The sequence below is a fragment of the Sanguibacter gelidistatuariae genome, from assembly GCF_900096585.1.
GTDB lineage: Bacteria > Actinomycetota > Actinomycetes > Actinomycetales > Cellulomonadaceae > Sanguibacter > Sanguibacter gelidistatuariae.
Genome location: NZ_FMYH01000001.1, coordinates 282,837 through 307,228 on the forward strand (window position 1 = coordinate 282,837; position 24,392 = coordinate 307,228).

General features: G+C 68.8%; 18 protein-coding genes and 3 tRNA genes. 3 read left to right on the forward strand and 18 right to left on the reverse strand.

The window, feature by feature from the left end:
- Window positions 1-19: 19 nt before the first annotated feature.
- Window positions 20-1,243 (reverse strand): low temperature requirement protein A, encoded by a 1,224-nt coding sequence (locus BLQ50_RS01285; RefSeq protein ID WP_217629067.1) that lies wholly within the window; start codon window positions 1,241-1,243, stop codon window positions 20-22.
- Between the two features lie 217 nt (window positions 1,244-1,460).
- On the opposite strand from BLQ50_RS01285, the gene BLQ50_RS01290 reads away from it, so the two are divergent.
- Window positions 1,461-2,732: an Nramp family divalent metal transporter gene (locus BLQ50_RS01290; RefSeq protein ID WP_093180602.1), complete on the forward strand. Its 1,272-nt coding sequence runs from the start codon at window positions 1,461-1,463 to the stop codon at window positions 2,730-2,732.
- A 32-nt stretch (window positions 2,733-2,764) separates the two neighbouring features.
- On the opposite strand, the gene BLQ50_RS01295 is transcribed toward BLQ50_RS01290, so the two are convergent.
- From BLQ50_RS01295 to BLQ50_RS01355, 13 genes are all read right to left on the reverse strand, one after another.
- Window positions 2,765-3,142, reverse strand: coding sequence for an SHOCT domain-containing protein (locus tag BLQ50_RS01295; RefSeq protein WP_093180604.1), 378 nt, complete (start codon window positions 3,140-3,142; stop codon window positions 2,765-2,767).
- Between the two features lie 135 nt (window positions 3,143-3,277).
- A complete protein-coding gene (locus BLQ50_RS01300; RefSeq protein WP_093180605.1) occupies window positions 3,278-6,367 on the reverse strand; it encodes a glycoside hydrolase family 2 TIM barrel-domain containing protein in 3,090 nt (1,029 codons plus the stop codon).
- A gap of 185 nt (window positions 6,368-6,552) precedes the next feature.
- Window positions 6,553-6,625: transfer RNA gene (locus tag BLQ50_RS01305), tRNA-Arg, on the reverse strand.
- A gap of 109 nt (window positions 6,626-6,734) precedes the next feature.
- Window positions 6,735-7,922: a uroporphyrinogen-III synthase gene (locus BLQ50_RS01310; protein WP_093180607.1), complete on the reverse strand. Its 1,188-nt coding sequence runs from the start codon at window positions 7,920-7,922 to the stop codon at window positions 6,735-6,737.
- A 320-nt stretch (window positions 7,923-8,242) separates the two neighbouring features.
- Window positions 8,243-8,331, reverse strand: a tRNA-Ser gene (locus BLQ50_RS01315).
- Between the two features lie 114 nt (window positions 8,332-8,445).
- Window positions 8,446-9,720 carry a threonine/serine exporter family protein gene (locus BLQ50_RS01320; RefSeq protein WP_175558971.1) on the reverse strand — a complete coding sequence of 425 codons (1,275 nt, stop codon included), beginning with the start codon at window positions 9,718-9,720 and terminating at the stop codon, window positions 8,446-8,448.
- 125 nt (window positions 9,721-9,845) lie between these two features.
- Complete coding sequence (locus BLQ50_RS01325) at window positions 9,846-10,601, reverse strand: CAP domain-containing protein (RefSeq protein WP_093180608.1); 756 nt, start codon at window positions 10,599-10,601, stop codon at window positions 9,846-9,848.
- 138 nt (window positions 10,602-10,739) lie between these two features.
- Window positions 10,740-11,831 (reverse strand): hydroxyacid dehydrogenase, encoded by a 1,092-nt coding sequence (locus tag BLQ50_RS01330; RefSeq protein WP_093180610.1) that lies wholly within the window; start codon window positions 11,829-11,831, stop codon window positions 10,740-10,742.
- Window positions 11,832-11,994: 163 nt separating this feature from the next.
- Window positions 11,995-12,081 (reverse strand) — tRNA-Ser (locus BLQ50_RS01335).
- Between the two features lie 105 nt (window positions 12,082-12,186).
- A complete protein-coding gene (locus BLQ50_RS01340) occupies window positions 12,187-12,804 on the reverse strand; it encodes a GTP-binding protein (protein ID WP_093180611.1) in 618 nt (205 codons plus the stop codon).
- The gene (locus tag BLQ50_RS01345; RefSeq protein ID WP_093180613.1) at window positions 12,785-13,165 is read right to left on the reverse strand and encodes a DUF742 domain-containing protein; all 381 of its coding nucleotides are present in this window, start codon (window positions 13,163-13,165) and stop codon (window positions 12,785-12,787) included. The genes BLQ50_RS01340 and BLQ50_RS01345 overlap by 20 nt, the downstream gene beginning before the upstream one ends.
- Before the next feature lie 41 nt (window positions 13,166-13,206).
- Window positions 13,207-13,656 carry a roadblock/LC7 domain-containing protein gene (locus BLQ50_RS01350; protein WP_093180614.1) on the reverse strand — a complete coding sequence of 150 codons (450 nt, stop codon included), beginning with the start codon at window positions 13,654-13,656 and terminating at the stop codon, window positions 13,207-13,209.
- Between the two features lie 40 nt (window positions 13,657-13,696).
- Window positions 13,697-17,914 (reverse strand): sensor histidine kinase, encoded by a 4,218-nt coding sequence (locus BLQ50_RS01355; protein WP_175558973.1) that lies wholly within the window; start codon window positions 17,912-17,914, stop codon window positions 13,697-13,699.
- A 202-nt stretch (window positions 17,915-18,116) separates the two neighbouring features.
- Between BLQ50_RS01355 and BLQ50_RS01360 the strand changes: the two genes are divergently transcribed.
- Both BLQ50_RS01360 and BLQ50_RS01365 read left to right on the forward strand, forming a co-directional pair.
- Complete coding sequence (locus BLQ50_RS01360; protein WP_093180618.1) at window positions 18,117-19,115, forward strand: NAD(P)H-quinone oxidoreductase; 999 nt, start codon at window positions 18,117-18,119, stop codon at window positions 19,113-19,115.
- Between the two features lie 45 nt (window positions 19,116-19,160).
- Window positions 19,161-19,745 (forward strand): bacterial proteasome activator family protein, encoded by a 585-nt coding sequence (locus tag BLQ50_RS01365; RefSeq protein ID WP_093181608.1) that lies wholly within the window; start codon window positions 19,161-19,163, stop codon window positions 19,743-19,745.
- Between the two features lie 37 nt (window positions 19,746-19,782).
- On the opposite strand, the gene BLQ50_RS01370 is transcribed toward BLQ50_RS01365, so the two are convergent.
- The 4 genes from BLQ50_RS01370 to BLQ50_RS01385 all read right to left on the reverse strand — a co-directional run bounded on the left by BLQ50_RS01370 (window position 19,783) and on the right by BLQ50_RS01385 (window position 24,385).
- Entirely contained in the window at window positions 19,783-20,676 is an 894-nt protein-coding gene (locus tag BLQ50_RS01370; protein ID WP_175559015.1) for a carbohydrate ABC transporter permease, read from the reverse strand.
- Window positions 20,677-20,729: 53 nt separating this feature from the next.
- Window positions 20,730-21,719 (reverse strand): carbohydrate ABC transporter permease, encoded by a 990-nt coding sequence (locus BLQ50_RS01375; RefSeq protein WP_093180621.1) that lies wholly within the window; start codon window positions 21,717-21,719, stop codon window positions 20,730-20,732.
- 134 nt (window positions 21,720-21,853) lie between these two features.
- Window positions 21,854-23,227, reverse strand: a complete 1,374-nt coding sequence (locus tag BLQ50_RS01380) for an ABC transporter substrate-binding protein (RefSeq protein ID WP_093180622.1) — start codon at window positions 23,225-23,227, stop codon at window positions 21,854-21,856.
- Between the two features lie 240 nt (window positions 23,228-23,467).
- Window positions 23,468-24,385: a LacI family DNA-binding transcriptional regulator gene (locus tag BLQ50_RS01385; protein ID WP_245700826.1), complete on the reverse strand. Its 918-nt coding sequence runs from the start codon at window positions 24,383-24,385 to the stop codon at window positions 23,468-23,470.
- Window positions 24,386-24,392 lie beyond the last annotated feature (7 nt).

Consider the following 24,392-nt stretch of genomic DNA (forward strand, 5'->3'; position numbering starts at 1 on the left):
TCGCGGCGGCCGAGCGGCCTCATCCGCCCGGCCGGGGTGCCACCGCCTCACGCGGCGCGGCGACCGTGATGGCGACGACGAGCGCGCAGATCGCGGCGATCCCGGCGACGACCGGGGCGGCGCCAACCGTCTCGGCAGCGAGCGGCAGCACCAGGACCGCCGCGGCCGCGCCGAGCAGCAGCACCGGGCGGACCCGCGGACGGTCGACGATCGGTGCGTGCACGGCCCAGTAGAGCGCAAGGTAGGTGGCGACCGGCACGGCGACCGCGTAGCCGACGACCGTCGCGGGGATCGTCAGGTGGTGTCCGGTCTGTTCGACGGCCACCTCGAGCCCGGCCCCGAGGGCGGCGAGGGCGACGAAGATCCCGTAGTGGGCGTAGCCCCACAGGTAGGAGCGGTCGCGGTGACGGGCGAGGGCGTCGCCCGTGGCCTCGAGGAAATATAGCCACCACAGCGCGAAGATCAGGACCAGCCCGGCCACGGCGATCACGACGAGCGAGCCGCTCACCCCGCGCGACCCGAGGGCTGCCTGGACCCCGGTCGAGGCCGCGAGCACGCCCTCCCCCAGCACGATGATCGTGAAGAGGCCGTACCGTTCGGCGATGTGCTCGGCGTGCCAGGCCGTGCTCCCTGGGCGCTCGGCCCACACCGGCACCGCGAGCTCGCAGACGACGAGGGCGCCGAAGAGCGGCACCTGCCATCCTGTCGGGACGAGGCCCTGGTCCGTGGCCCACAGCCGCAGGAGCCATCCCACCTGAACCACTGAGATCCCCGCCGCGTAGCGCAGCGCGGTCTCGCGGCTCTCGGGATGCTCGCGCGCAGCGCGCAGCCACTGCGCGACAAGACCGATGCGCATAACGAGGTACCCGAGCGTGACGGCCCGGTAGTCGCCGTCCACGGCCGCCGGCACCCCAGCGGCGAGCAGCAGCACGCCTCCCATCTGGAGCATCGTCATGAGCCGGTAGAGGACGTCGTCGGTGTCGTAGGCCGAGGCGAACCATGTGAAGTTCATCCAGGCCCACCAGATGGCGAAGAACACCTGCAGGAACGGGGCCAGCACGGTCGTCGCGTGACCTTCGGCGATACCGTGGGCGAGCTGCGCGGTCGCGCTTGCGACCGCCACCACGAAGGTCAGGTCGAAGAGCAGCTCGAGCTCGGTCGACGCGCGGTGCTCCTGCTGGGTGTCGCGTGCCGTCATCCGGACCCGGATGCTGCGACGCGCTGGGGCACCTTCGTGGCTCATGTGCACACCTCGGCTACGGGGCGGACGGACCTGTCACACCACTGTAGGTCCGACCGCACCAGTGGCCCCGTCCGTGCCGTCGCGGCGGTCGACCGCCATGCCCACCGCGGCCCACCACGGCACCTACCCGCTACGGCACCTCAGGAGATCCGGGGTTGCGAAAGTTCGCACCGCCGAGGAAGATAAGTTCGCATACCCGAACTTTTGAGAGCAGGCAATGATTCCTTCCGCGAGTCCGACGACCACAGCCCCGGCCGGACCGCCCGAGGCCCGGCCGCGACGACGCACGCTGCTGCGTCTCCTGGGCCCAGCCTTCGTCGCGGCGATCGCGTACGTCGACCCCGGGAATGTCGCCGCGAACATCTCCGCCGGCGCGCAGTTCGGCTACCTGCTGGTGTGGGTGCTGGTCCTGGCCAATCTCATGGCCGTGATCGTGCAGTACCTCTCGGCCAAGCTCGGCCTGGTCACCGGGAAGTCCCTGCCCGAGGTCATCGCGGAACGCATGGGCCGTCGGGCCCGGCTCGCCTACTGGGGGCAGGCCGAGATCGTGGCCGCCGCGACCGACCTGGCCGAGGTGATCGGCGGCGCCATCGCGCTCAACCTGCTCTTCAACCTGCCCCTCGTGCTGGGCGGGGTCATCACCGGCATCATCTCGGTGCTTGTCCTGACCATCCAGCAACGCCGCGGCCAGCGGACCTTCGAGACCGTCATCACCTCGATGCTGGCGATCCTCGCGGTCGGTTTCTGCGTCGGTCTTTTCGTGTCCCCTCCCTCCGCGTCGGGCACGCTCTCCGGGCTGGTGCCGCGCTTCGAAGGCACGCCGTCGGTGCTCATCGCCGCGTCCATGCTCGGCGCGACGGTCATGCCGCACGCGATCTACCTGCACTCTTCCCTGGCCCGCGACCGGCACGGCCGCACGCACACGCCGTCCGGCCTGCGCCGGCTGCTCGTGGCCACGCGGTGGGACGTGGGGCTGGCACTCCTGCTAGCCGGCACGGTGAACATCGCGATGCTGCTGCTCGCGGCGTCGACGCTGCAGGGTCGCACCGGGGTCGACACGATCGAGGGCGCGCAGGCCGCGATCAGCGACGCCCTCGGGCCGCTCGTCGGGGCCGCGTTCGCGATCGCCCTGCTCGCCTCGGGCCTCGCCTCGACCTCCGTGGGTTCCTACGCCGGCGCCGAGATCATGCAGGGCCTGCTCCGAGTGCGGGTCCCGCTGCTCACCCGGCGCCTGGTCACCCTCATCCCCGCGCTACTGCTGCTCATGACCGGGGTCTCGCCGACGTGGCTGCTCGTGCTGAGCCAGGTCGTGCTGAGCTTCGGCATATCCTTCGCCCTCATCCCGCTCGTCCGGATCACGAGCGACAAGGCCGTCATGGGCGAGCACCGCAACGGCGTGGCGATGACCGTCGCCGCCTGGACGGTTGCGGCGGTCATCGTCGTCCTCAACGTCACGCTGATCGCGCTGACGGTGAGCGGGGCCGGGTAGGCGCCCGCGCGAATCGCGAGACCCCGACGGCGTCAGGCGAGAGCCTTCGCCTTGAGCGTCTGGAACTCCTCGGCCGAGATTGCCCCGGAGTCCAGGAGCGACTTCGCGGTGCTGATCTGGTCGGCGGGCGACTGCCCACCCGCGACCTCACGGATATAGGAGTCCGCCTGCGACTTGGCCGCCGTCGCGGCCACGTAGTGCCGCTCCGACATGCTGCGACCGCGGACGATGATGTAGACGAGCGCGGTGAGGAACGGGACGACGATGAGACAGATCACCCAGAGCGCCTTCCACCAGCCACTGAGCTCCCTGTCACGGAACAGGTCGCCAAGGATCTGAAAGAGCAGCATCAGGTAGACGATGAAGAAGAACCAGTACACGAGGAGCCAGAAGAAATCCCAGAAGTCCATGATCCGTCCGTTCGCTAGAACAGTGCGCGCGGTCCGCGGAGCGCTGAAACCAGCATAATCTCGACGTTCTCGGGCCGCACGGGCAAGCGCCTGCGGTCTGCTGGACACCGATTCGGCCCTCACCGCCGTCGCTCCCTACCCGCCGACGGCCCGCCATGCGAAGGAATAGCTGGTCGCCCGGGCGTCGAGCCGGTGCTTCGCCAGCACGCCCGGCCCGCAGGACTGCGAGCCGATGCCGTGCTGGCTTGCGTCGATGTTCAGCCACACGCGGTCGCCGCGTTCGAGGTCGGTCGGGTGAGCCGCCGCGTCGAGGTCGTGGTGGGTCCACGGGCGTGCCGTGATGTCCACCGTCGTCGTCGCACGCAGCTCGATCCCGCTGCCCGACGACGACACGATCCGCGCCCAGCGCACGTCCTGACGGTTGCCGTTCTCCTGCGGACGCAGGTACGGAGTCTGGAGGTCGTCGACGGACGACTCCCATCGTCCGACCCGTTGGGCGCGGCGCGTGTCTGCGTACGCCTCCCCCGGCCCCAGACCGAACCACTCGACGTGGTCGAGCTGCGCCGGCAGACCGACGCGCAGACCGATCCGCGGCACTGTCACCGGGGATCCGTAGCCAAGTCCCAGCGACTCCAGCTCCCGGTCCTTGTGGAACTTCCCCTCCGGGACGACCTGGACATCGACGTGGATCCAGCCGCCGGTTCCCGCCCGCCAGGTGAGAGTGGTGAGGAAGGCAGACGCCGATCCGGCCGCAGACGTACGGGACCGCACGACGAGGTCGGCCCCATCGACCGTCACGTCGACGTGGCGGTGGTGGACCCGGTCGAGGCCGAGGGCACGCCACGACCGCGCCGCGTCCTCGCCCACCGTGGACACGTCGTTGTCGGTGGGTGCTCGCCAGACGTCCAGCTCGAGCCGGCCCGTCGCCACGTCGCCGATCGCGACCAGCCCACCCTGCTCGTCGAAGGACGCCCCGCCGAGCTCAAACCCCGTCGAGATCCGCCGAGGTTCGAGCGATACACGTCCCTCCGGCTGCGCCTCCGGGGCCACCACGCGCTCGGGCCGCGCACCAAGCCGGGTCTGGGTCCACGCGACCTCGTGGCCGGCCGGCGCCCACGGTTCGTCCTGGACGAGTGCGGCGACGATCGTCAGCCAGGTCTCCCCGGTCGCGCCGCGCTCTGCGGCCCTCGCGACGTCGTCGGGCAGGGAGAGGACGACGACCGTGCTGCCGCGCGCGGGCACGACGGGTGCGTCGAGCAGGCCGGACGCGATGGTCGCCCCGTCCGTCTCCGCCGTCCAGCGGAGCTCAAGGTGCGAGGAGTCGCGGTGGTCGTAGCCGCTGGTCACCGTCACCGCGATACCCTCGCCCGACGGCTCTGCGGACAGGCGCAGGGGTGCGGTGACCTTCTTGTACTCGAGCAGACCGGGTGACGGCACCCGGTCCGGGAAGAGCAGCCCGTCCGCAATGAAGTTCCCGTCATGGAGCTCCTCGCCGAAGTCGCCTCCGTAGGCGTAGAACTCCTCGCCGGCGTTCGGCCCACTGGTCGCTCGCTGGCGGATCCCGTGGTCGATCCACTCCCACACGAAGCCGCCGTGCAGACGCGGGTAGCGGTCGAAGAGATCCTGGTACTCGGTCAGCCCGCCTGGTCCATTGCCCATCGCGTGCGCGTACTCGCACAAGATCATCGGAAGCGAGCGACGACGGGCGTCGGCCGCGGGGTCGGTCGTGCGGACCTCGGCGTTCTCACCGAAGAGGCGCATGGCGTCCGGGTGGTCGTACATCTTGCTCACGACGTCGACGTAGGGCGAGTCGAAGTCGCCCTCGTAGTGGACGAATCGGCTCGGGTCGCGGCCATGAGTCCACTCCGCCATCGCCCGCAGGTTGTCTCCGGTTCCGGACTCGTTGCCGAGCGACCACGCCACGACGCTCGGGTGGTTCTTGTCGCGCTCGACCGTGCGCGACATCCGGTCGAGGTAGGCCTCTTGCCAGCGGGGGTCCGCGCTCGGGTTGCCTTCCCACCCCTCGAAGGTGAACCCGTGGGTCTCGAGGTCGCACTCGTCGATGACCCACAGCCCGTACTCGTCGCACAAGTCGAGGAAGCGAGGGTCGGGTGGATAGTGGCTCGTGCGGACGGCGTTGATGTTGTGCTGCTTCATGAGGAGCACGTCAGCCAGCAGCGTGCCCGCATCGAGGGTTCGACCTGTGTCCGGGTGCCACTCGTGACGGTTGACCCCACGGAACTGGATCGTCTTCCCGTTGACTGTGATGAGCCCGTCTGCCACGCGCACCGTGCGGAAGCCGATGCGCAGGCTCAGTCGTTCGGTCGGTGTGGACAGCACGGCGTCGTAGAGGACCGGTGTCTCGGCGGTCCACGGGACGGCGGCAGGGATGCGGAGCTCGTCACCCGCGGGCACGCCCTCGATGCCGAGCGCCGGGATGGAGAGGACCGCAGCGACCGCCGTCTCGATGCGGAGAACTCCCTCGCCTGACGCGTGGTCGAAGTCCGCGTGGACGAAGTGGTCACGAAGGCCACCTTCGGGGAGCACGACGAGACGTACGGACCGGAAGATCCCGGAGATCCACCACATGTCCTGGTCCTCGAGATAGCTCGCGGCAGACCACTGGTGGACGCGAGCAGCCAGGACGTTGCGACCGGGCACGAGGTGCTCGGTGACGTCGAACTCCACGGGAAGGCGGCTGCCCGTGGAATACCCGAGCGGGTGCCCGTTGCACCACAGCGCGAACGAGGAGTCGACCCCCTCGAACCGGACGAGGACCCGGCCGCCGGCAGCGATGGCACCGAAGGCTTCGTCGGGGAGGTCGACGACGCGGCGGTACTCCCCGGTCGGGTTGTCGTCGGGGACGAACGGCGGCTCGACGGGGAACGGGTAGACGACGTTCGTGTATGCGGGCCGTCCGTAGCGCTCCTCGCCCGGTGACAGCAGGTCGCCCGATTCCCCTCGCAGACCGGCGATCTGCCAGCTGCTGGGCACTGCGAGCCGGTCCCAGGACGCGTCGTCGAAGACTGGGCTCTCGAATCCTTCGGTGACCTGCGCGAGCGACGGGACGAGCTGGAAGGCCCACGGGCCGTCGAGATCGATCGTCAGCGAGTCCGAGGGAGCGACGGCACGAGCGGGCTCGCGTCCCGCGCCGGGCGAGAACGAGGTGACGTAGGCCGAGGCGTCAAGCTGGTCGGACACGTCGTGCGGCGCGCGGGGGTGCATAGAGATGTACCTCTTCGGGTCGGCGGAGCGGATCCGCGGAGCTGGTCGGACGTGCCAGATGCCTCACTGCCCCTGGCCGCCGAGCGTGACCCAGATCATACGTGTTATCGGCGCCGCGCAGGCCGATACAATGCATGAAGGCCAGAAACCCGAGGGTTTCTGGCCTTCATTTCCGTACCTATCTGTGCGCCCGAAGGGATTCGAACCCCCAACCTTCTGATCCGTAGTCAGATGCTCTATCCGTTGAGCTACGGGCGCAGGTCATGCAGTTTTCGTGCTGTGAACCGTTCAGAACTTTACATGCCACTCACCGAGATCCCAAACCGGCAGGGTGGTGATCCGCGCCACGCTGCCGTGACGGCGTCAATCACACGTCCAACCGGTACCCCCGCTTGACCACCGTGGCGACCAGGCCGGGGACCCCCAGGGCCTGGCGCAGCCGGCTGAGCGAGACCTCCATCGCGTGGTCGTCCTGCGGCCCGGAGAAGGACCGGCTGGTCAGCGCCCGGGTGAGCTCCTCCCGGGTCACCACCGCGCCCTGGGCCGCCACCAGGCACCGCAGGATCGTCAGAGCCGACGGCGGCAGCTGGCGACGCTCTCCGCCCACCTCCACGACCGACCCGCGCAGGGCGAGCGGGCCGTGCCGGGTCTCGATGCGGTCGATCCCCTTGTCCTCGAGGTGCTCGCACACGAGCCGGATGAGCGCACCCATCCGGAAACGCTCCGGCTGGATCGGCTCGATGCCCACCGCGAGCAGCGGCGCGGAAGTCACCGGGCCGACGGCGGCCGCGCACACACCGGCGCGCAGGGCCGCGACGACCTGGGAGTAGACCCCCATCCCCTCGGCCGCGACGAAGAGCGCGTCGACGGCCGGGGCGCTCGTGAAGGTCACACAGTCGAGCTGCTGGGTGCAGATCGCCTCGACGAGCCGCTGCACGCGTTCGTCGGTGTCGTCGATCGCGGTCCACCGGTAGGGCGCAACGGTGATGACGTCGCGGTGCACCGCCCGCAGCCGGTCGAGCTGCGTCTCGTCGGTGTAGCCGTGCACCTGGATTCCCACGACCAGGCCCGGCGGGTAGTCGGCGAGCACCTTGTCGACGAGGGACGCCGTCGTCTCGGAGTCGCTCATGCCGGTGTCGTTGAGCCCGGCCGCTCGGATGCCGCCGCGGGCCTTGGGCCCGCGCACGAGGATGTCGGTGCTGGCGAGGGCGGCGAGAAGGTCCGGGCCGAGCCCCGCGGCGTCGGCCACCTCGAACCAGCGACGGATGCCGTAGCCGGTGGTCGCGAGCAGCACGTCGGGGACGGCGGCGATCATCGCGCGGGTGTCCTCCAGCAGCGGCCCCTCCTGCGGGGCGTGGGAGATGCGCAGGGTGGGCGCGTGCATGACCTTGGCGCCGCGCCGCTCGAAGGCGTCGATCAGGTCGCTCGAGCGGCGGTCGCTCGTGACGCCGATGCGGAAGCCCTCAAGCTGGTCCGCGCGGAAGCCGGGCCCGGGGGCATCGGTCGCGTCGGGGCCCACGTCCGGGGTCGGGAGGGAGCTTGTCGCGTCGGTCATGCCGACTGCCCCGCTGCTGCGCGCTCGCTGGACCGCGCCAGGAGGTGCTCGTTGGACGTCATGAAAGAACTCCCGATGCTGGTGGGCCGGATGCGTGAGCGATGCGCGCACCACCTCCAGGGGCATTGTCCCTGCGAGCGTAGCGCCCACCAGTTGCTGCCTGATTTCTGCCGTGTATCTCAGATGAGACAAGGATCTCACAGCTGCCATTCGGCCCTGTGAGGGCGCAGGGCACGACTGTCGACCGAAAACGCCCATCCCCTCGCCCAGCCCGTGAACAGACGAAAGGCCCCGGTCATCGACCGGGGCCTTTCGTGAAGCGGAGACGGAGGGATTCGAACCCTCGGACAGGTTTCCCCGTCACCACCTTAGCAGGGTGGCGCACTAGACCGGGCTATGCGACGTCTCCTCACCGGGACGAACCCGGCGCGGCTTCCCGCGTCAGAAGTCATCTTCTGCGGGCTGTGCAAGGGTACCCGCAAGGCGCGGCGTGGAGCAAAACGCGCTGCCCGACGGCGCGGCGCTAGTGAGCGCCCGACTTCCACGAGTCGCCGGTCACCGTCCGGGCGATGGTCAGGCCGATCGCCAGGGCGAGGACGACGAAGCCCGCCTGGACGCCGTAGGCGAGCGCTTCCACGGTCTGCCCGTCATTGAGGAAGTAGACCGCCCGGTAGGCCGCCGCGCCGGGCACCATGATGACCACCGCCGGGACCGACAACGTGAGCCGCGAGGCATTCATCCGGGGGGCCACAAGGTTGGCAAGGATGCCGACGATGAGGCCGGCCGCGCATGCAGCGGCCTGCACCACGACCCCGGCGTCGACCATCTCGATCCGGATGACGTTGGCGACCATCCCGATCCCGGCTGCCGCCAGGGCCACCCGCCAGCGGCTGTTGAACATCAGCGCGAAGCCCAGCACGCCGAAGGCGCTCGCCAAGAGCCGCAGGACCAAGGCGGCACCGGGCGCCAGGGCCAGCGGGGCCGCCGGGTTCGGGGTGAGCTCCATGACCGCGGAGACCGCCCACACGCTCATCGCCGCGGACGTCATGATCAGCAGGGCGTAGGTCAGCCGGGACACCCCGGCCGAGAAGTCCAGCCGGGACAGGTCGAGCCCCGCGGTGATCAGCGGGAAGCCGGGCACGAGGAAGAGGACCGCCGAGATGTATCCGCTCTCGTGGATCGTGTCGACCACCCCGAGCGCGAAGAGCAGGTTGACGATCCCGAGATAGACCACACTCGCCACGGCCGCGGACAGCATCGTGACGCCTAGCTGGTTGAACCCCCGGTGCAGCATGACCCGGCGGGTGGCCTGCCCCAGGCCGGCCCCGACGAACACGACGAGCACCTCGACCGGTCCGCCGTTGTTGAGGAAGGCGAACGCGGCACAGGCGACCGCGGCGAACAGCGCGTTGGCCCAGGTCTTGTAGAGCAGCGGTCGGCGCTCGATCTCGTCGAGGCTCGCCTCGATGTCCTGCTGGCGGGCGCCGGGGGCGAGAGAGCCGCACAGGCTCTCGAGGGCAGCGATCCGGTGCGCGTTGACGCCGATGCTGTGGCTCATGGCCACCTCGGTCCGGAAGATCGACCCGCGTCGTGCGGTGGCGGTGATCTCGTTCACCGTGACCTGGGCGTCGACGGAGTCGATCCCGAGTGCACGCCCCACCTGAGCCATGGCGATCTTGACCCGGTAGCTCCCGCTCCCGGCGCCGAGCAGCAGGATCCCGACCCGCAGGATGATGCCGGACTCCCGAACCAGGGCGACGGGTTCCAGGTCGTCCTGTTGAGGCAAGGCTGACGTCATCTGAACATCATCGCCGGTCGAACCCGTCCCGCGCGGGACGTGAGTCCCACCCAGGGGCCGATGGGCGTCGCGCGAGCACGGCGTGCCCGTGAGTCGCACCGCCGCGGGCGCTCAGACACCGCCACTCAGTAGCCAGCGAAGACCTGGGTCGCCCAAGCCACCCCGGTCGCGTCCACGACGTACCCGATGCCGACCTGGGTGAAGCTTGTGCGCAGGATGTTGTCCCGGTGGCCCGAGCTGTTCATCCATGCGGTGTGGATCGTCCCGGCGTTGTCGGCATAGCCTCCGGCATAGCCGACGTTCTCGCCCCAGGAGGTCCACGCACCCGGGATCTGACCAGACGTGTTGGGGTTGTGGGACATCGAGGCGGTTGCGGACATCGACGCGGACCAGTTGGACGCGATCGACTCGAGGCTTGCGCTGTACGCCAGCGGCGCCAGTCCAGCCGAGCTGCGGGCCGCATTGAGCGCGCTGAACAGAGCCTGGGCTCCGCCCGTGCTCGGAGATGCCGAGGGCGACGGGGGTGGCGCATCGACCACCGGCGCGGGCGCGGGCGCCGCCGCGGGCTGCTTGGCCTTCGGTGACTGCTTCACCGGCTCAGCCGCTGGAAGCGGCTCGGCGGGCACAGGAGCGGGATCGACCGTGGGAACCGGCTCCGGGGTGGCCTCGACCGTTGGTTCCGGTGCGGGTTCCGGTGCAGGAGTGGCGGCCGGCGTCGGCGACGCGGTCACCACGGGGCGGTGCGTCACCGTGACAACCATCAACTCGTCCGCGGAGGCATGCTCATCGACAGTGCAGCCCGAGAGCGCCAGGAGCGCGACAAGAACCAACACCACGGCTCGCGGATGACGCGCCAGGCGGCCAGATCGTCCGATCGTCATGAAGTCCTCATACCATATCCATCGGCACCGCGGCACCGGATCAGTAGCCGCGGCGACCCAAGAATACGGCCTGAAATACTGCCTGGGAACGGCCCCGTGCTGTTCGCGGCCGCCGCGAACGGGCGGGCGCGGCTGCGTTCAGGCGGAGCGGGCGAGCTCCTCGCGGGTGACGGGGTGTGCGGGCGGGCGCCCGTCGCCCAGGCGCGTGAGCTCGTCGAGCACGCCCTCGGCGAGCAGTCCGAGCTCGGTGCCGAGCGACCCGGCGATGTGCGGGGTGACGACCACCCACGGGTCGGCGAAGAGCGGCGACGTCGCCGGCAGCGGCTCCGGCTCGGTGACGTCGAGGACGACGTTGAGCGTCTCGCCGACGTCCCGGCGTCGGGCGAGCTCGGCGACGAGGGCGTCGTGGTCGAGCAGCGCGCCGCGGGACGTGTTGACGAGCGTGGCGCCGTCGCGAAGCAGCCCGAGCCGACGGCCGTCGACGAGGTGCCGGGTGCTTGGCAGGGACGGCGCGTGGACGGAGACGACGTCGCTCGTCGCGACGATCTCGTCGACGTCCGCAAGACGCACCCCGAGCGCCGTGGCCTCGTCCGCGGTGAGAAACGGGTCGGCGACGAGCACCTCGACGTGGTGGCGGTCGAGCAGCCCGATGACGAGCCGTCCGATGCGCGACGCCCCGATGATGCCGACCCGCTTGCCGTACCCGCCGATGCGAGGGAACGCGGCAGCGGCCGAGAACGTCGCGGGCTCGGCCGCGTAGGCACGGGCGGAGGGGAGGAACGACTTGTTCGCGAGGAGGATCACCCCGAGCGTGTACTCGGCGACGGGCCAGGCGTTCGCGTCGACCTGGCTCGTCACGGTGATGCCGCGGTCCCACACCTCGGTGTCGAGGAGCCACTTGACCGACCCGGCCGAGTGGACGATAGACCTCAGCCGCGGCATGCGGTCGAGCACGGAGGCGTCGACCCGCGGGCAGCCCCACCCTGTGACAAGGACCTCGATGTCCGCGAGCACCGCCTCGTCCTGCGGGTCCTCGAAGCCGACGAGCTCGGCGAACGTGCCGCCGTGGCTGAGCCCGGCGAGGCGCACCCGGGCGGCGTCGTCGAAGAGCCTGTCGAGAACCCCCTCGCCCATGACGGCGGCAACAACGGGGCGGGTCGCGCCGGGCGCCGCGGGGGTGGCCTGGGCAGTCTGGTCGACGAGGGTGGCGCGAGCGGCGGGTTCGGTCATTTGATACTTCCTGCGGTCAGTCCTGCGCGCCAGAACCTCTGCAGGAAAAGGAACGCGAGGAGCATGGGGGCGGCGATACCGGTCAATAGCCGAAAAAAGAAAGGGTCCCCAATCTACGTTTCCGCAGTTCAGGGACCATTTCTCGTAAATTGCATCGACATTGCGGAGGCGGAGGGATTTGAACCCACGGTCGGCTTTCACCGACTCCAGTTTTCAAGACTGGTGCAATCGGCCGCTCTGCCACGCCTCCTTCACGCGATCGCCGCACAGCGGCTCTCGCACAGCACATTCTGGCACGTGCCTGAGAAAGTTCCGAACCGCCCCACGGTATGGGGCGGTTCGGTCAAGGCACGGTTCAGGCCGCCCGCAGCTGCTGCATGGCGTGCTGCACGAGCGCGATGAGCGACTGCTTGGTCGCCGCACGAGAACGCGCATCTGTGTAGAGCATCGGCACGTGGGCCGGGATCTGCAGGGCCTCGCGAACGTCTTCGAGGCGGTGCTTGGCAACACCGTCGAAGCAGTTGACGCCGACGACGAAGGGGATGCCCCGCGACTCGAAGTAGTCGACTGCGGGGAAGCACTGCTCGAGCCGGTCGGTGTCCACGAGGACGACCGCTCCGATCGCGCCACGCACCAGGTCGTCCCACATGAACAGGAAGCGGTCCTGCCCGGGGGTGCCGAAGAGGTACAGCCACAGTGAGCCCGGGAGCTCGATGCGACCGAAGTCCATCGCGACCGTGGTTGTCGTCTTGCGATCCGTCACACCGCCTGCATCGTCGACCCCGAGCGAGTGCTCCGTCATCGCGGCTTCGGTGTTCAGCGGCTCGATGTCGGAGATCGAACCGATGAACGTGGTCTTGCCGACGGCGAACCCACCCGCCACGACGATCTTGACGACGGTGGGGGCCCCGGCAGGCTTGACAGGCGCGGGGGCGGCAGCATCTGCCGTACCGCTAGAGGGCTGAAATGCCATTGAGAACACTCTCCAACACACTCAGGGACAGGGCAGGGTTCTGACCGTGGCCGGTGTGGACGTTGACGGGCGTCGACGTGTGGATGGTGAGATAGCCATCATCCGCGAGGTCGGCAATGAGAATCCGGACGACGCCGAGCGGCATCCGCAACAGCGCGGAGACCTCGGCGATCGAGACATAGTTGAGCGCGGCGTGGCTGAGGATGGCCCGCTTCTCGGGAGGCAGCCCGCGGCTGTCGACGGCTCCGGGCATCACCTCGATGAGGGTCTCCAACGGCAGGTTGGAGGTCGCTGAACGCACGCGACCACCGGTCACCGCATAGGGCCGCACCGTCGCGGCCTCAAAGTGCTCGCCATCCATGGAGTGCGAGGTTGACCTGGAGTTCGTCATCGTGACCTACCTCATCCGATCGGCGTGCGGGTAGCCCCGTCAACTGGAAGCTGACCGCGCATCTCCGTGATGAGCTGGGGCGTCAGCGTTGCCTCGGTGCGGGAGACGAGCATCGCCATCTCGTAGCCGATCAGGCCGACGTCGCAGGTGGAGTCCGCGACGGCCGCGAGCACCGAGCCGTTGGAGACGTTCATCAGGAAGAGGAAGCCGTTGTCCATCTCGATGATGGACTGGCGGACCGCTCCCCCGTTGAGCTGACGCGAAGCGCCACGGGTCAAGCTCGACATACCTGCGACGATCGCGGCCAGCTGGTCCCCGCTCGTGCGGTCCAGGTGGTCCGACATGGCCATGAGCAGGCCGTCCGCGGACACGACGAGGGTGTGACGGGTGCCAGGAACTGTCCTGACGAAGTTGTCCAGCAACCAACCGAAGTTCGTCGCCTCAGTGCTGAGAACGCTCACGCTTCCTCCTTCTTCCGATGCCTCAGTGGCGATAGATCATTCAACGCGGCTGGGGCGCCGAGTCTGGAACGTTGTCCGTAAAAGTAGCAGAAGCCGTGGCGGCCCCGGCTCCCCCGCCGGACTGCCCGGTCTCTGGCGCCTGGCGACCACGCGAGGTGGCCGACTGGAACGCCGAGAGTCGGGATCGAAGCTCAGCCGCATCACGGCTGATCTTCTGCGAAGCGAGGTCGTCAGTGGTTGCTGCGACCTCCCCCCGGGTACGGCGGGTAAGCCCGCCGCCCTGGGTCGTCTGGACCGCCGCAGGGCGGTAGGAGGACAGCTGGCTGAGCTCGGCCAGCGCTTGCTCCTGGATGTTGGACCGCATGGCCAGCATCGAGGAGATGTCTCCGTCGATCTCGCTCGGCGGCGACCAGCTGTCACCGGCGTCGCGGCCTCTCGGCGGCGACCAGCTGTCACCGGCGTCCTGGCCGCTCAACGGGAGTTCCTTGAGCGGCAGAGGCGAGGGCGCGGGTGCCGCGACCGGCGCCGGGGGAGCCCAGCCTCCGAATCCGCCGAATCCGCCGTCGTCGCCCGACTCGCTGATCGACGTCGCAGGCATCCACCCGGAGACCGTCGAGGCGACCGCCGGGCTGGGAGCAGGCGCGAGCGGCTCGAAGGCACGCATGGGAACCGGAGCCGGAGCAACGACGTCGGGCGCGCGGTCTGGCACCGGAGCCACGAACTCGGCCAGTGACGGGACGAACTCGACCGGTGCGGGCGCAACCGGTGCCGAAGCGACCGATCCCGCCGGGTTGAAGGTCGGGAACGAGGTCGGGGCGACGGTCGCGTCACCGTGCTCCTGCCCCGACTCGGTGTGGCCCTTGCGTCGCAACCACCCGAATGCCCCGCGCTTGGCTGGCACAGTGCTCTGCCGCGACGACCGCCGGGTCGGCGCGTCCGAGACGACGTCCGCGAAGGTCGGCATGGTCGGCTCGAACTGTGCCGCAGGACTCACCGGGAACGGAGCAGCCGGTGAATTGGCAGGCTCGTAGTGACCGACCGGCGCGTAGGCGACCTCGTCCGGCAGCGCGGCGACGGGGAGCTGGTACGCGTCCGCCGGCTCCGGCAGCACAGCCTCGTCGTACTGCACGGCGGGCTCGTACGTACCGGCGACCTCGTCCGGCTCAAGACCGATCGGGGCGTCCGTCCAGGCCGGCTCCACGTCCACCTGGTCGTCCCGGTGAGGCAGCGCAGCCCGCCGCAGCGGCTCGAAGGCCTGAACGGGCTCGAAGGCCTGCTCTGGCTCGAAGGCGAGCCCCTCATAGGACGGCGCGACCGGAAGCATCGGGGCGAGGTGTGCACCGTACGACGCGACCGGCTCAGCCTCGTCGTATGCCTCCGGCAGGTCGAGCGACTCAGGCTCGGCCAGGTGTCCTGGTACGGCGACGAGCTCCTCTACGGGCTGCGGCCAAGTGATCGGCTCAAGCTCCTCGCGCCGAGCAGCCTGAGCACCCTGCTCCTGCCCGAGGCCTGCCTCGGCCTCGAAGGCCTCGACCGGCCGGAAGCCGTCGACCTGGAAGTCCTGCACGGGCTCGAAGAACTGAACAGGTTCAAAGGACCGAACCGGCTCGAACGCCTGAACCGGTGCGAAGGGCTGCTCGGCGTCGAAGGCCTCGACCGGCTGGAAGGACTCGGCGGGCTCAAAAGCGCCCGCGGGATCGAAGGTGTAGGGCGCCTCGAAGCTCTGCATCGCGTCGTAGGACGGCTCGGATGCGAAGCCGTCCTGCTCGACCTCGAGCACCGCGGCCTGCCACGGGAACTCCTCGTCCGGGGCCAGACCGGGGATCACCAGCGCCGGGACGGCGGCAGCGTCCTGCGCCTCGGTGCCGGCGCTGTCATCGTCGGTCGCGGACGCGTAGAGGCCAGCCGCGCTGCCCGATGCCTCGAGGCTGTTCGCGGCCTCGGCCGAGGCGCGGGTGCGGAAGTTCGAGAACATCGCGCCGCGTCGTTCGCCATCAAGGATGGGGGTGTCGTTGACCGGCTCGAGGGCGCTCACGACAGTCTCCGCGGCCTCGCTGCGGGGCCTGCTGGGCAGGCCCGCGGGCAACGTCTCGGAGAGCGTCTGGGCGGGTGTCCAGTTCTGGTCGGTCGCACTCGCCAGGTTGACGTCGGGGTTCGCCGCCTCGAGCGGCGGCAGGACCATCTCGTTGACCCCGGTCGACACATCCGCGGTCTGCTCGGCCGGTTGGGAGATCGCTGCACGCCGTCGCGGCATGCCGATGCTCGTCGCGCCGTCGGTCAGCGCGGCGATGTCCACCGGGAGAGCGTCCGGTTCGGGCGCGATCCAGTCTTGGGTCGCCTGGCGCGCAGACGAGCTGAGCGGGTCGGCGGGCGCCTCGAGCGGCACGTCGGCCTCGTCGACGAACAGTGCTAGCGGGAACGACACGGTGGCCGTGGTCCCCGCGCTACCGTCGGCGGCCCGGCTGAAGACCACGTGGGCCCCCAGACGGTCGGCCAGACGACCGACCACGAACAGGCCGAGGCGTTGCACGCCGATGACGTCCGAGGCGGAGCGGGAGGCGACCTTCTGGTTAGCCTCAACGATGTCGGTCTCGCTCATGCCGAGGCCGTGGTCGCGGACCTCGACGGTCACGTACCGCGTGGAACGGTTCGTGGTGACCTCGACCGGGGTGTTCGGCTCGGAGAACGTCGTCGCGTTCTCCAGGAGCTCGGCCAGCAGGTGTGCGGCGTTGAGCGCGTTGTGGCCGAGCATGAACGGGTCGGCTTCGAGGTTGAGACGCACGCGGTCGTAGAGCTCGATCTCCGAGGAGGCCGTCCGGACGACGTCGGAGATCGGCATGGGCGCGCGCACCCGACGCCCGGAGTCGATGCCGGCGAGCACGAGCAGCGACTCGGAGTTGCGACGCATCCGAGTGGCGAGGTGGTCGAGGCGGAAGAGGTTGGCGAGGGTGTTCGCATCCTCCTCGGACCGCTCGAGCTCGTCGAGGAAGGCAAGCTGGCGGTTGAGCAGCACGTGGTCACGGCGGGCCACGTTGACGAACATCTCGGCGATCGAGCCACGCAGTGCGGCCTGCTCCTTGGCGACCTCGACGGTCGTCGCGTTCACCGCGTTGAGCACGGCGGCGAGCTGTCCCACCTCGTCGGTGGACTCGACCTTGATGGTGGCGAGCGTGAGCTCGGGGCCTTGCCCCGGGACCGACACCTGCTCGACGAGCTTGGGCAGCTGCTCACGGACCTCCGCGGCCGCCTGGGTGAGGTGGCGCAGCGGGACAGTGATCCGGCGCGCGATACCGATGGCAATCGCGACGGAGGCGAGGACCGTCAGGACGGTCGCGAGGACGGTGACGATGGCGGTCTGGCGGGCGCTGGACGTCGCTTGGCTCGCGGCAGCATCGGTCTGCGACAGCACCTCGACCCGGATCGGCTCGAACACCTCGAGCTCGGTCGTGGAGGACGTGCCCCAGGTGTTTGCGAGCCCGCTGTTGATACCGGCAATCTGACCGGACCCCAGCAGACGTCGCACGGAGGTGTAGCTGTTGGATCCGGTTCCGATCTTCAGGTCATCGCCGTCGAGCGACGCGATGGACTCGTTCGCGGCGGTGCGTGCGGCGTTCGTCTCGCCGAACACGGCCGACAGCTCGCGGACCCGGTCGTTGCTCTGGTCCTCGGCCGCGATGTTGTCCAGCACGTACTGGACCAGGGGAACCTCGACGGCGGTCTTGTTGAAGAGGTCGTTGACCGCCACGTAGGCGTCGAGCTTCACCGCGAGCTGACGGTCGGTCAGCGTCGCGGCCAGGGACGCCGGGACATTGAGCAGCCGGTCGATCATGGCGGTGTAGTTCGTGGAGGCCAAGGCCGGCGAACGCGCCCCACGGCCCACGTTGTCACGGACGATGGCGAGGTCGGTGACGTTCTGGCTCGCGGCACCTGAGACGGCCTCGGAGACCATGGGGTCGAGCCGCGTGATGTCGAGGTTCGTGTAGATCCCACGCAGCTCGGCGAGGACCGTGTCCGTCTGCGCCTGCGCTGCGGTGTACGCGTCCTCAGCCCCAGCGACTCCTTGGAGCAACTGCACAGCCGCCAGACGTTCGGCCTGGAGCACGGTGACTGCGTCCTGCCCGCTGGGGAGGGCCGCGACGATCGCCTTGGCCTGACCGGCGAGCTGCGCGTTGCGGATCGCCTGGAGCGAGAACATCGACGCGGCGAGGCACAGCACGAGCACCGGCACGGTCAGAGCTGCGAGGATCTTGCCTCGCACACTCAGTCTCCGGAGCATGTGGACCCCTTCCATTCACTGTCTTGCTGACGCATCGCTGCTCGGTCACGGCCTTGTGCGAGCAACATCGTCCGCATGGGTTCATCGGCCGATAATCGACGCACCATTAGCCTGAAGGAGGACTTTAACCCGCCGCAGGCCCCAGACCGTGCCGCGTGACCAGGTGAGTCGTAGGCTCGGGGGCATGCGCGCGGTGATGATTGAGCAGTTCGGCGGCCCCGAAGTTCTAAAGTACACCGAGGTCACAGACGTTTTGCCGGGACAAGGCGAGGTCCTCGTCGAGGTCCGTGCGGCCGGAGTGAACCGCGCCGACGTCCTCCAGCGCCAAGGCCACTACCCACCCCCTCCCGGCGCCCCGGCCTGGCCCGGGCTGGAGGTCTCCGGGGTGATCACCGGGCTCGGCGCCGGTGTCTCCGGCTGGCAGGTCGGTGAGCGCGTGGCCGCGCTGGTCGACGGTGGTGGCTACGCCTCCCACGCCGCAGTACCCGCCGCCCAGCTGCTCCGGGTGCCCGACGGCGTCGGGCTGGTCGAGGCGGCCGGCCTGCCCGAGGCGGTGTGCACCGTGTGGAGCAACCTCGTCGACACCGCCCGCCTGCAGGCGGGCGAGTGGGTGCTCGTGCATGGTGGCTCCGGGGGCGTGGGCACCGTGGCGATTCAGCTCGCCGCTGCGCTCGGGGCGCGGGTGATGGTCACCGCGGGCAGCCAGGACCGGGTGGACCGGTGCCTCGCGCTGGGCGCCGAGGTGGGGTTCGTGCACCGAACGAGCGACGGGTCCGACTTCGCCTCAGCCCTGCCGGGCCTGGTCCAGGAGGCGACGGGCAGGCACGGTGCGGACGTGATCCTCGACGTCGTCGGGGCGGCGTACCTGGACGCGAATGTCCGCTCGCTCGCGACCGGAGGCCGCCTGGTAGTCATCGGGATGCAGGGCGGTCGCCGCGGCGAGCTCGACCTGGGCAGGCTGCTGGCGCTGCGGGCGAGCGTCAGCGGGACGACGCTGCGGGCCCGCCCCGCCCAGGAGAAGGCCCAGATCGTGACGGCGGTCCGGGCGCACGTCTGGCCGATGCTCGAGGACGGGCGGTTGCGTCCGGTCATCGACTCCGTCGTGGCCATGTCCCGGGCGGGGGAGGCCCATGCGTTGCTGGACTCAGGGGCGGTGTTCGGGAAGGTGCTGCTCGTCCCCTGACCGCTATCTCCGCCGTAAGCGGTGATCCTGGGTGAGACTGGGAGCATGGCCCAGAACATCGATCCCACCTCCCAACCTTCGGCGCGATCCGCGGCGCTCTCCCGGCAGGAGAACCAGCGCGAGGCCGAGCGTGAGCTCACCGACAGCGCAGTCGAGAGTGCGGCCAACCGCGACCAGGTCACGACCGTGATCGAGGAACCCGCCAAGATCATGCGGATCGGGGAGATGATCAAGCGGCTCCTGGACGAGGTGCGCAGCGCTCCCCTCGACGAGGCGGCCCGGTCCCGTCTCGCCCAGATCCACGAGCGGTCCCTGACCGAGCTCGAGGAGGGCCTCTCCGAGGACCTCGTGGCCGAGCTGCACCGGATCACCCTGCCGTTCGAGGACGACGTCGTGCCCTCCGAGTCCGAACTGCGGATCGCCCAGGCCCAGCTGGTCGGCTGGCTCGAGGGCCTGTTCCACGGCCTGCAGACCGCGCTCGTGGCCCAGCAGATGGCGGCGCAGGCCCAGCTGCAGCAGATGCGTGGGGCGGCCCGGGCGCTGCCCCCGGGACTGCTGCGCTCCATGAGCGGGGACGAGGACGGGGGCCAGACGCCCGACGGGCGCCCGACCCCCGGGCAGTACCTCTGACCCACCGCGTCGCTGGTCGCGGTGGGCTCCGATCAGCTCACCCCTTGACGGAGCCAGCCAGGAGGCCTCGGACGAAGTAGCGCTGGAGCGACAGGAAGACGATCAATGGGACGACGATTGAGATGAAGGCACCCGCCGAGAGCAGGTACCACGACGACCCCCGCGTGCCCGAGAGCTCGGCGATCCGCACGGTCAGTGGAGCGACGTTCGTCGTACCGCCAGCGAATGTGAGCGCGACGAGCAGGTCGTTCCAGACCCAGAGGAACTGGAAGATAGCGAAGGACGCAATCGCCGGTGTGAGCAGCGGGAGCAGCACCCTGAAGAAGATCTTCACGTGACCGGCGCCGTCGACCCGGGCCGCCTCAACGAGGGACGCCGGGATCTCTTTCATGAAGTTGTGCAGAAGGAAGACCGCGAGCGGCAGCGCGAAGATCGAGTGCGAGAGCCAGAGGGTCCAGAACGAGCCGCTGATCCCCCACTTGACGTACTGGCTGAGCAACGGGATGAGCGTCACCTGGATCGGGATCACCTGGAGCGCGAACACCGCCACGAACAGGACGTTGCGTCCCTTGAACTCGATCCAGGCGAAGGCGTAGGCCGCGAGCAGCGCGAGCGAGATCGGGATGACGACCGCAGGCAGCGTGATGACAAGAGAGTTGACGAAGTACGTCGCAAACTTCGTGGAGCTGCCGAAGAGAACCTCGTCGTAGTTGTCAAGGGTGAGGCCGGGGTTGGACAGCAACGTCCACCATCCCGAGGACTGGATCTGCGACTGCGGGCGGAAAGACGTCACGAGCAGTCCAAGAGTCGGGATCGTCCACAGGACCGCGATGATGATCGCGATACCCGACGCCCATGGTGAGCTGAGCTTGCCGCGAGCCGCGATGGCACGCTTCTCTATCCGGCTCAACTTCTTGTTCTGGATACTCATGCCCTCCTCGGCAGGCACGTCGACGAGGTTGTCGACCGGGGTCGATGGAACGCTCATCGGATCTCCTCGGTGAGTCGGAGCTGGCGGACGTTGTAGATGACCAGTGGGATGACCAGGACGAAGAGGATCACGGCCAGGGCCGCACCGAGCCCCTGATCGCGGATGGTAAAGCTCTGTTTGTAGAACTCGTTGGCGACGACGGAGGTGTTGAAGTTGCCACCCGTCATCGTGCGGACGATGTCGAAGACCTTGAGCGTGCCCATGGCGATCGTGGTGATCACGACGATGAGGGCCGGGCGGATGCTCGGCACGGTGATGTACCGGAACATCTTTATGCCTTGCAACCCATCCAGCCGCGCGGCCTCGACGATGTCGTCGGGGATCGCCTTGATCGCGGCGGACAACACCGTCATGGCGAAGCCGGCCTGGATCCAGACCATGACGACGATGAGATAGAACGTGTTCGCCGGTGCGTTGAGCAGGAACTGCTGGGGATCGAACCCGAGCCAGACGAGCAACTGGTTGAGGAGCCCGGTCTGGTTCACCCCCGGCTGGTTCGGCTTGTACTCATACACGAACTTCCAGATGATCGAGGCGCCCACCATGGAGATCGCCATCGGCATGAACACCAGCGTCTTCGCCAGTGCCTCCATCCGTGTGCGATCGACGACGACCGCGTAGACGAGGCCGATGAGGGTTGCCGCGATCGGGACCGTGATCACCCAGAAGACGGTGTTGCGCAGGACGACCTGGAACTGTTCCTCGGTGAAGGCTGTGATGTAGTTGTCGAGCCCGACGTAGTTCTTGCCCTGCCGGTCGAACAGCGAGGACCAGATGGTCTTCAGACCCGGGTATACGAGCCCGAAACCGAGCCCCAGGACCGTCGGGGCCAGGAACCCTGTCGCCACGACCCAGGTGGGAATCTTCTTGGGGCGGTCGACAGCAAAGAGGATTGCTCCCATGACCGCGACGAACAGCACGATCGCAACCACCATAAGCGCAAGCTTGTGGCCGGTCGTATCCGCGTTGATGAACCAATCCATGCTCTACCTCCGCGTGGGACTGAGCTCGGGCGACGTTGCCCAGCTGCATGGTGACAGGTCGTGCGGGTCGCCGCCATCCTGGGGCGCCCCGCACGACCTGGTCGAACAGGTGAAGCCGATCCTGACTGATCAGGTCAGCTCGCGGGCCAGGACTTCTCGATGGCCGTGAGAACCGCCTCGTCGGACTTGTCGGTCGCGATCCAGTCCGTCATCTCCGTCCAGAACGACCCCGCACCCACGGCGGCAGGCATCTGGTCAGATCCGTCGAAGCGGAAGGTGTACGCGGGGTCGGTGAGCAGCTTGTAGGACATGATGTCGATCGGGGACTGCAGCAGCGACGCGTCGAGGCCGCTGTTCGCCGAGATCCAGCCCTGGCCGGTGACCTTGGCCTTCTCGTTCGCCCACTCAGGGCTCGAGAGGTAGGCCTGGAAGGCCTGGACCTCTGGCCGGTCGGAGAAGGCAGTCACGAACTCACCACCGCCGAGCAGCGGCTTGTCGTCGGCCGTCTTGCCCGGGAGGTAGAAGGCGTAGACACCGTTGTCCTGCGGCTTCTCAGCGACAGTGACGTCCGTGGCCCAGTTGGCCTGGTAGAAGTTCGCCGCTCGCATCAGGGAGCAGGTGCCGGCGGGGATGCCGTTGCCTGCCTCGTTCCAGGGGGCCGTCGCGATCGACTGGACGTCGCCGAGACCGCCATTGACGTAGGCCGGGTTCTTCAAGACGTCACCAACCGTGGCCAGCGCCTCGACGATCTTCGGGTCGTTGAACGGGATGGTGTGGTTGACCCACTCGTCGTAGACATCGGGCCCGGCCGTGCGGAGGACGACGTCCTCGAGCCAGTCAGTGGCAGGCCACCCTGTGGCGGTGCCGGACTCGATGCCAGCGCACCACGGGATGCGCCCGGAGTCGGCGATGGTCTGCGACAAGGTCATGAGCTCGTCCCAGGTCGTAGGGATCGTGTACCCGTTGTCGGCGAACTCCTTCGGGGAGTACCAGACGAAGGACTTCACGTTGGCACCGAGGGGGGTCGCGTAGAGCTTCCCGTCGACTGTGCCGTAGTTGACCCACGCCTCGGAGTAGTACTTCGTGGCGTTGTCGATGACGGCCTGAGGTGCCGGCTTGACCGCATCCGGGAAGTCGGCGACGAGGGACTTGAGGAAGCCAGGCTGCGGGATGTAGGCGATGTCGGGTGCAGTCTTCGCGGAGAGGCGAACCGGCAGCTGAGACTCGAACTCGCGGGATCCCTCGTAGGCGATCTTCGCGCCTGTGCAGGTCTCGAAGGGGATGTAGGAGTCTGTCTGCTGCTTGGACTCGGGGTCGACGATCGAGGTGTACACCGACACCGTCTTGCCCTTGAGGTCGCCGTACTGCTTGTAGGCCGCGCAGTCGACCTTGCCCGTGCTGGAGGCGTCGGGCGACTTGTTGCCACTGTCGGAACAGCCGGCGAGGATAAGGGCGAACGCCGCCCCGGTTGCAAGAGCCGCGTAGGAGCGGCGAGTCATACTTCTCATCGTTGAGATCCTCACATCGTCGTGATCGGGTGAAATCGACAGCCGCAGGTGGCTGGGCCGCCTCGTGCCTTGCGCTCTATGCAAGCGCTTACATCTGGATTCCGCAACCGCTGCAGGGGGTATTCACGGTAACAATTCAGTCACATCTGCGCACGTCAGAGATCGACTCCCGCTCCACGAGCCGGGTCGGGTGAACCACGAGACCACCCCCCGTGGTCGCGCTCCCGCGGGATATCAGGTCTAGCAGCAGCTCGGCCGCCTGTGCCCCTGCCCCGAGGCGTCCTGGGAGATGGTCGTCAGCCCGACGAGCTCCCCGAGGTCATGGCCGTCGATCCCGATCACTGACAGGTCACGCGGAACGTCCAGCCCGCGGTCCCGCGCGGCCAAGATGACACCCATCGCCATCTCGTCCGAGGAGGCGAAGATCGCAGTCAGCTCTGGATGGGCATCAAGCAGCGCATGGGTCGAGGCCCGTCCGCCCTGGACGTCGAAGTTCCCGTTGACCTCCCAGCCCGGGTTCGGCTCGATCCCCGCGGCCCGCAGGCCGTCCACCCATCCTGAGTGTCGGGCCGCCGGCGGCGACCACGAGTGCTCCTCGTCGGGGGTCCCGGTCACGTGACCGATCAGCCGGTGACCGCGTGAGATGAGGTGCGCCGTCGCGCACTGCCCGGCGTCGTAGTCGTCCAGGCGCACCGTGAGGTGGTTGTCGCGACCGGTCCCCACGAAGGCCAGCGGGACACCCAACGCCTCCAGGGAGGCGACCTCGGCGTTGCTGAGGGGGAGCCCGACGACGAGGATCCCGTCCACCCGACGATGCAGGACGCTCGGGTCCACGGCCCTCCGCGGCTGCTCCCGGGCGATGTCGAAGGTGTAGAGCAGGGCGTCGTAGCCGACCCGGCGCAGCGTGCGCTCGGCTCCCTCGATGACGTTGGAGAAGAACCAGCGGTTCACCCAGGGGGTGAGCAGCCCGATCGTCCGGGTCCGGCCCGACGCGAGGCTGGCCGCCGACGGCGACGCGACGTAGCCGAGCTCGCGTGCGACCTCCTCGACCCGCTGGCGGGTCTTCGCCGAGACGTTGGGCAGACCGCGCAGCGCGCGCGACACGGTTGCCGTCGACACCCCCGCCGCCTTGGCCACATCGTCTATTCCCTGGGTCACGAGGGAC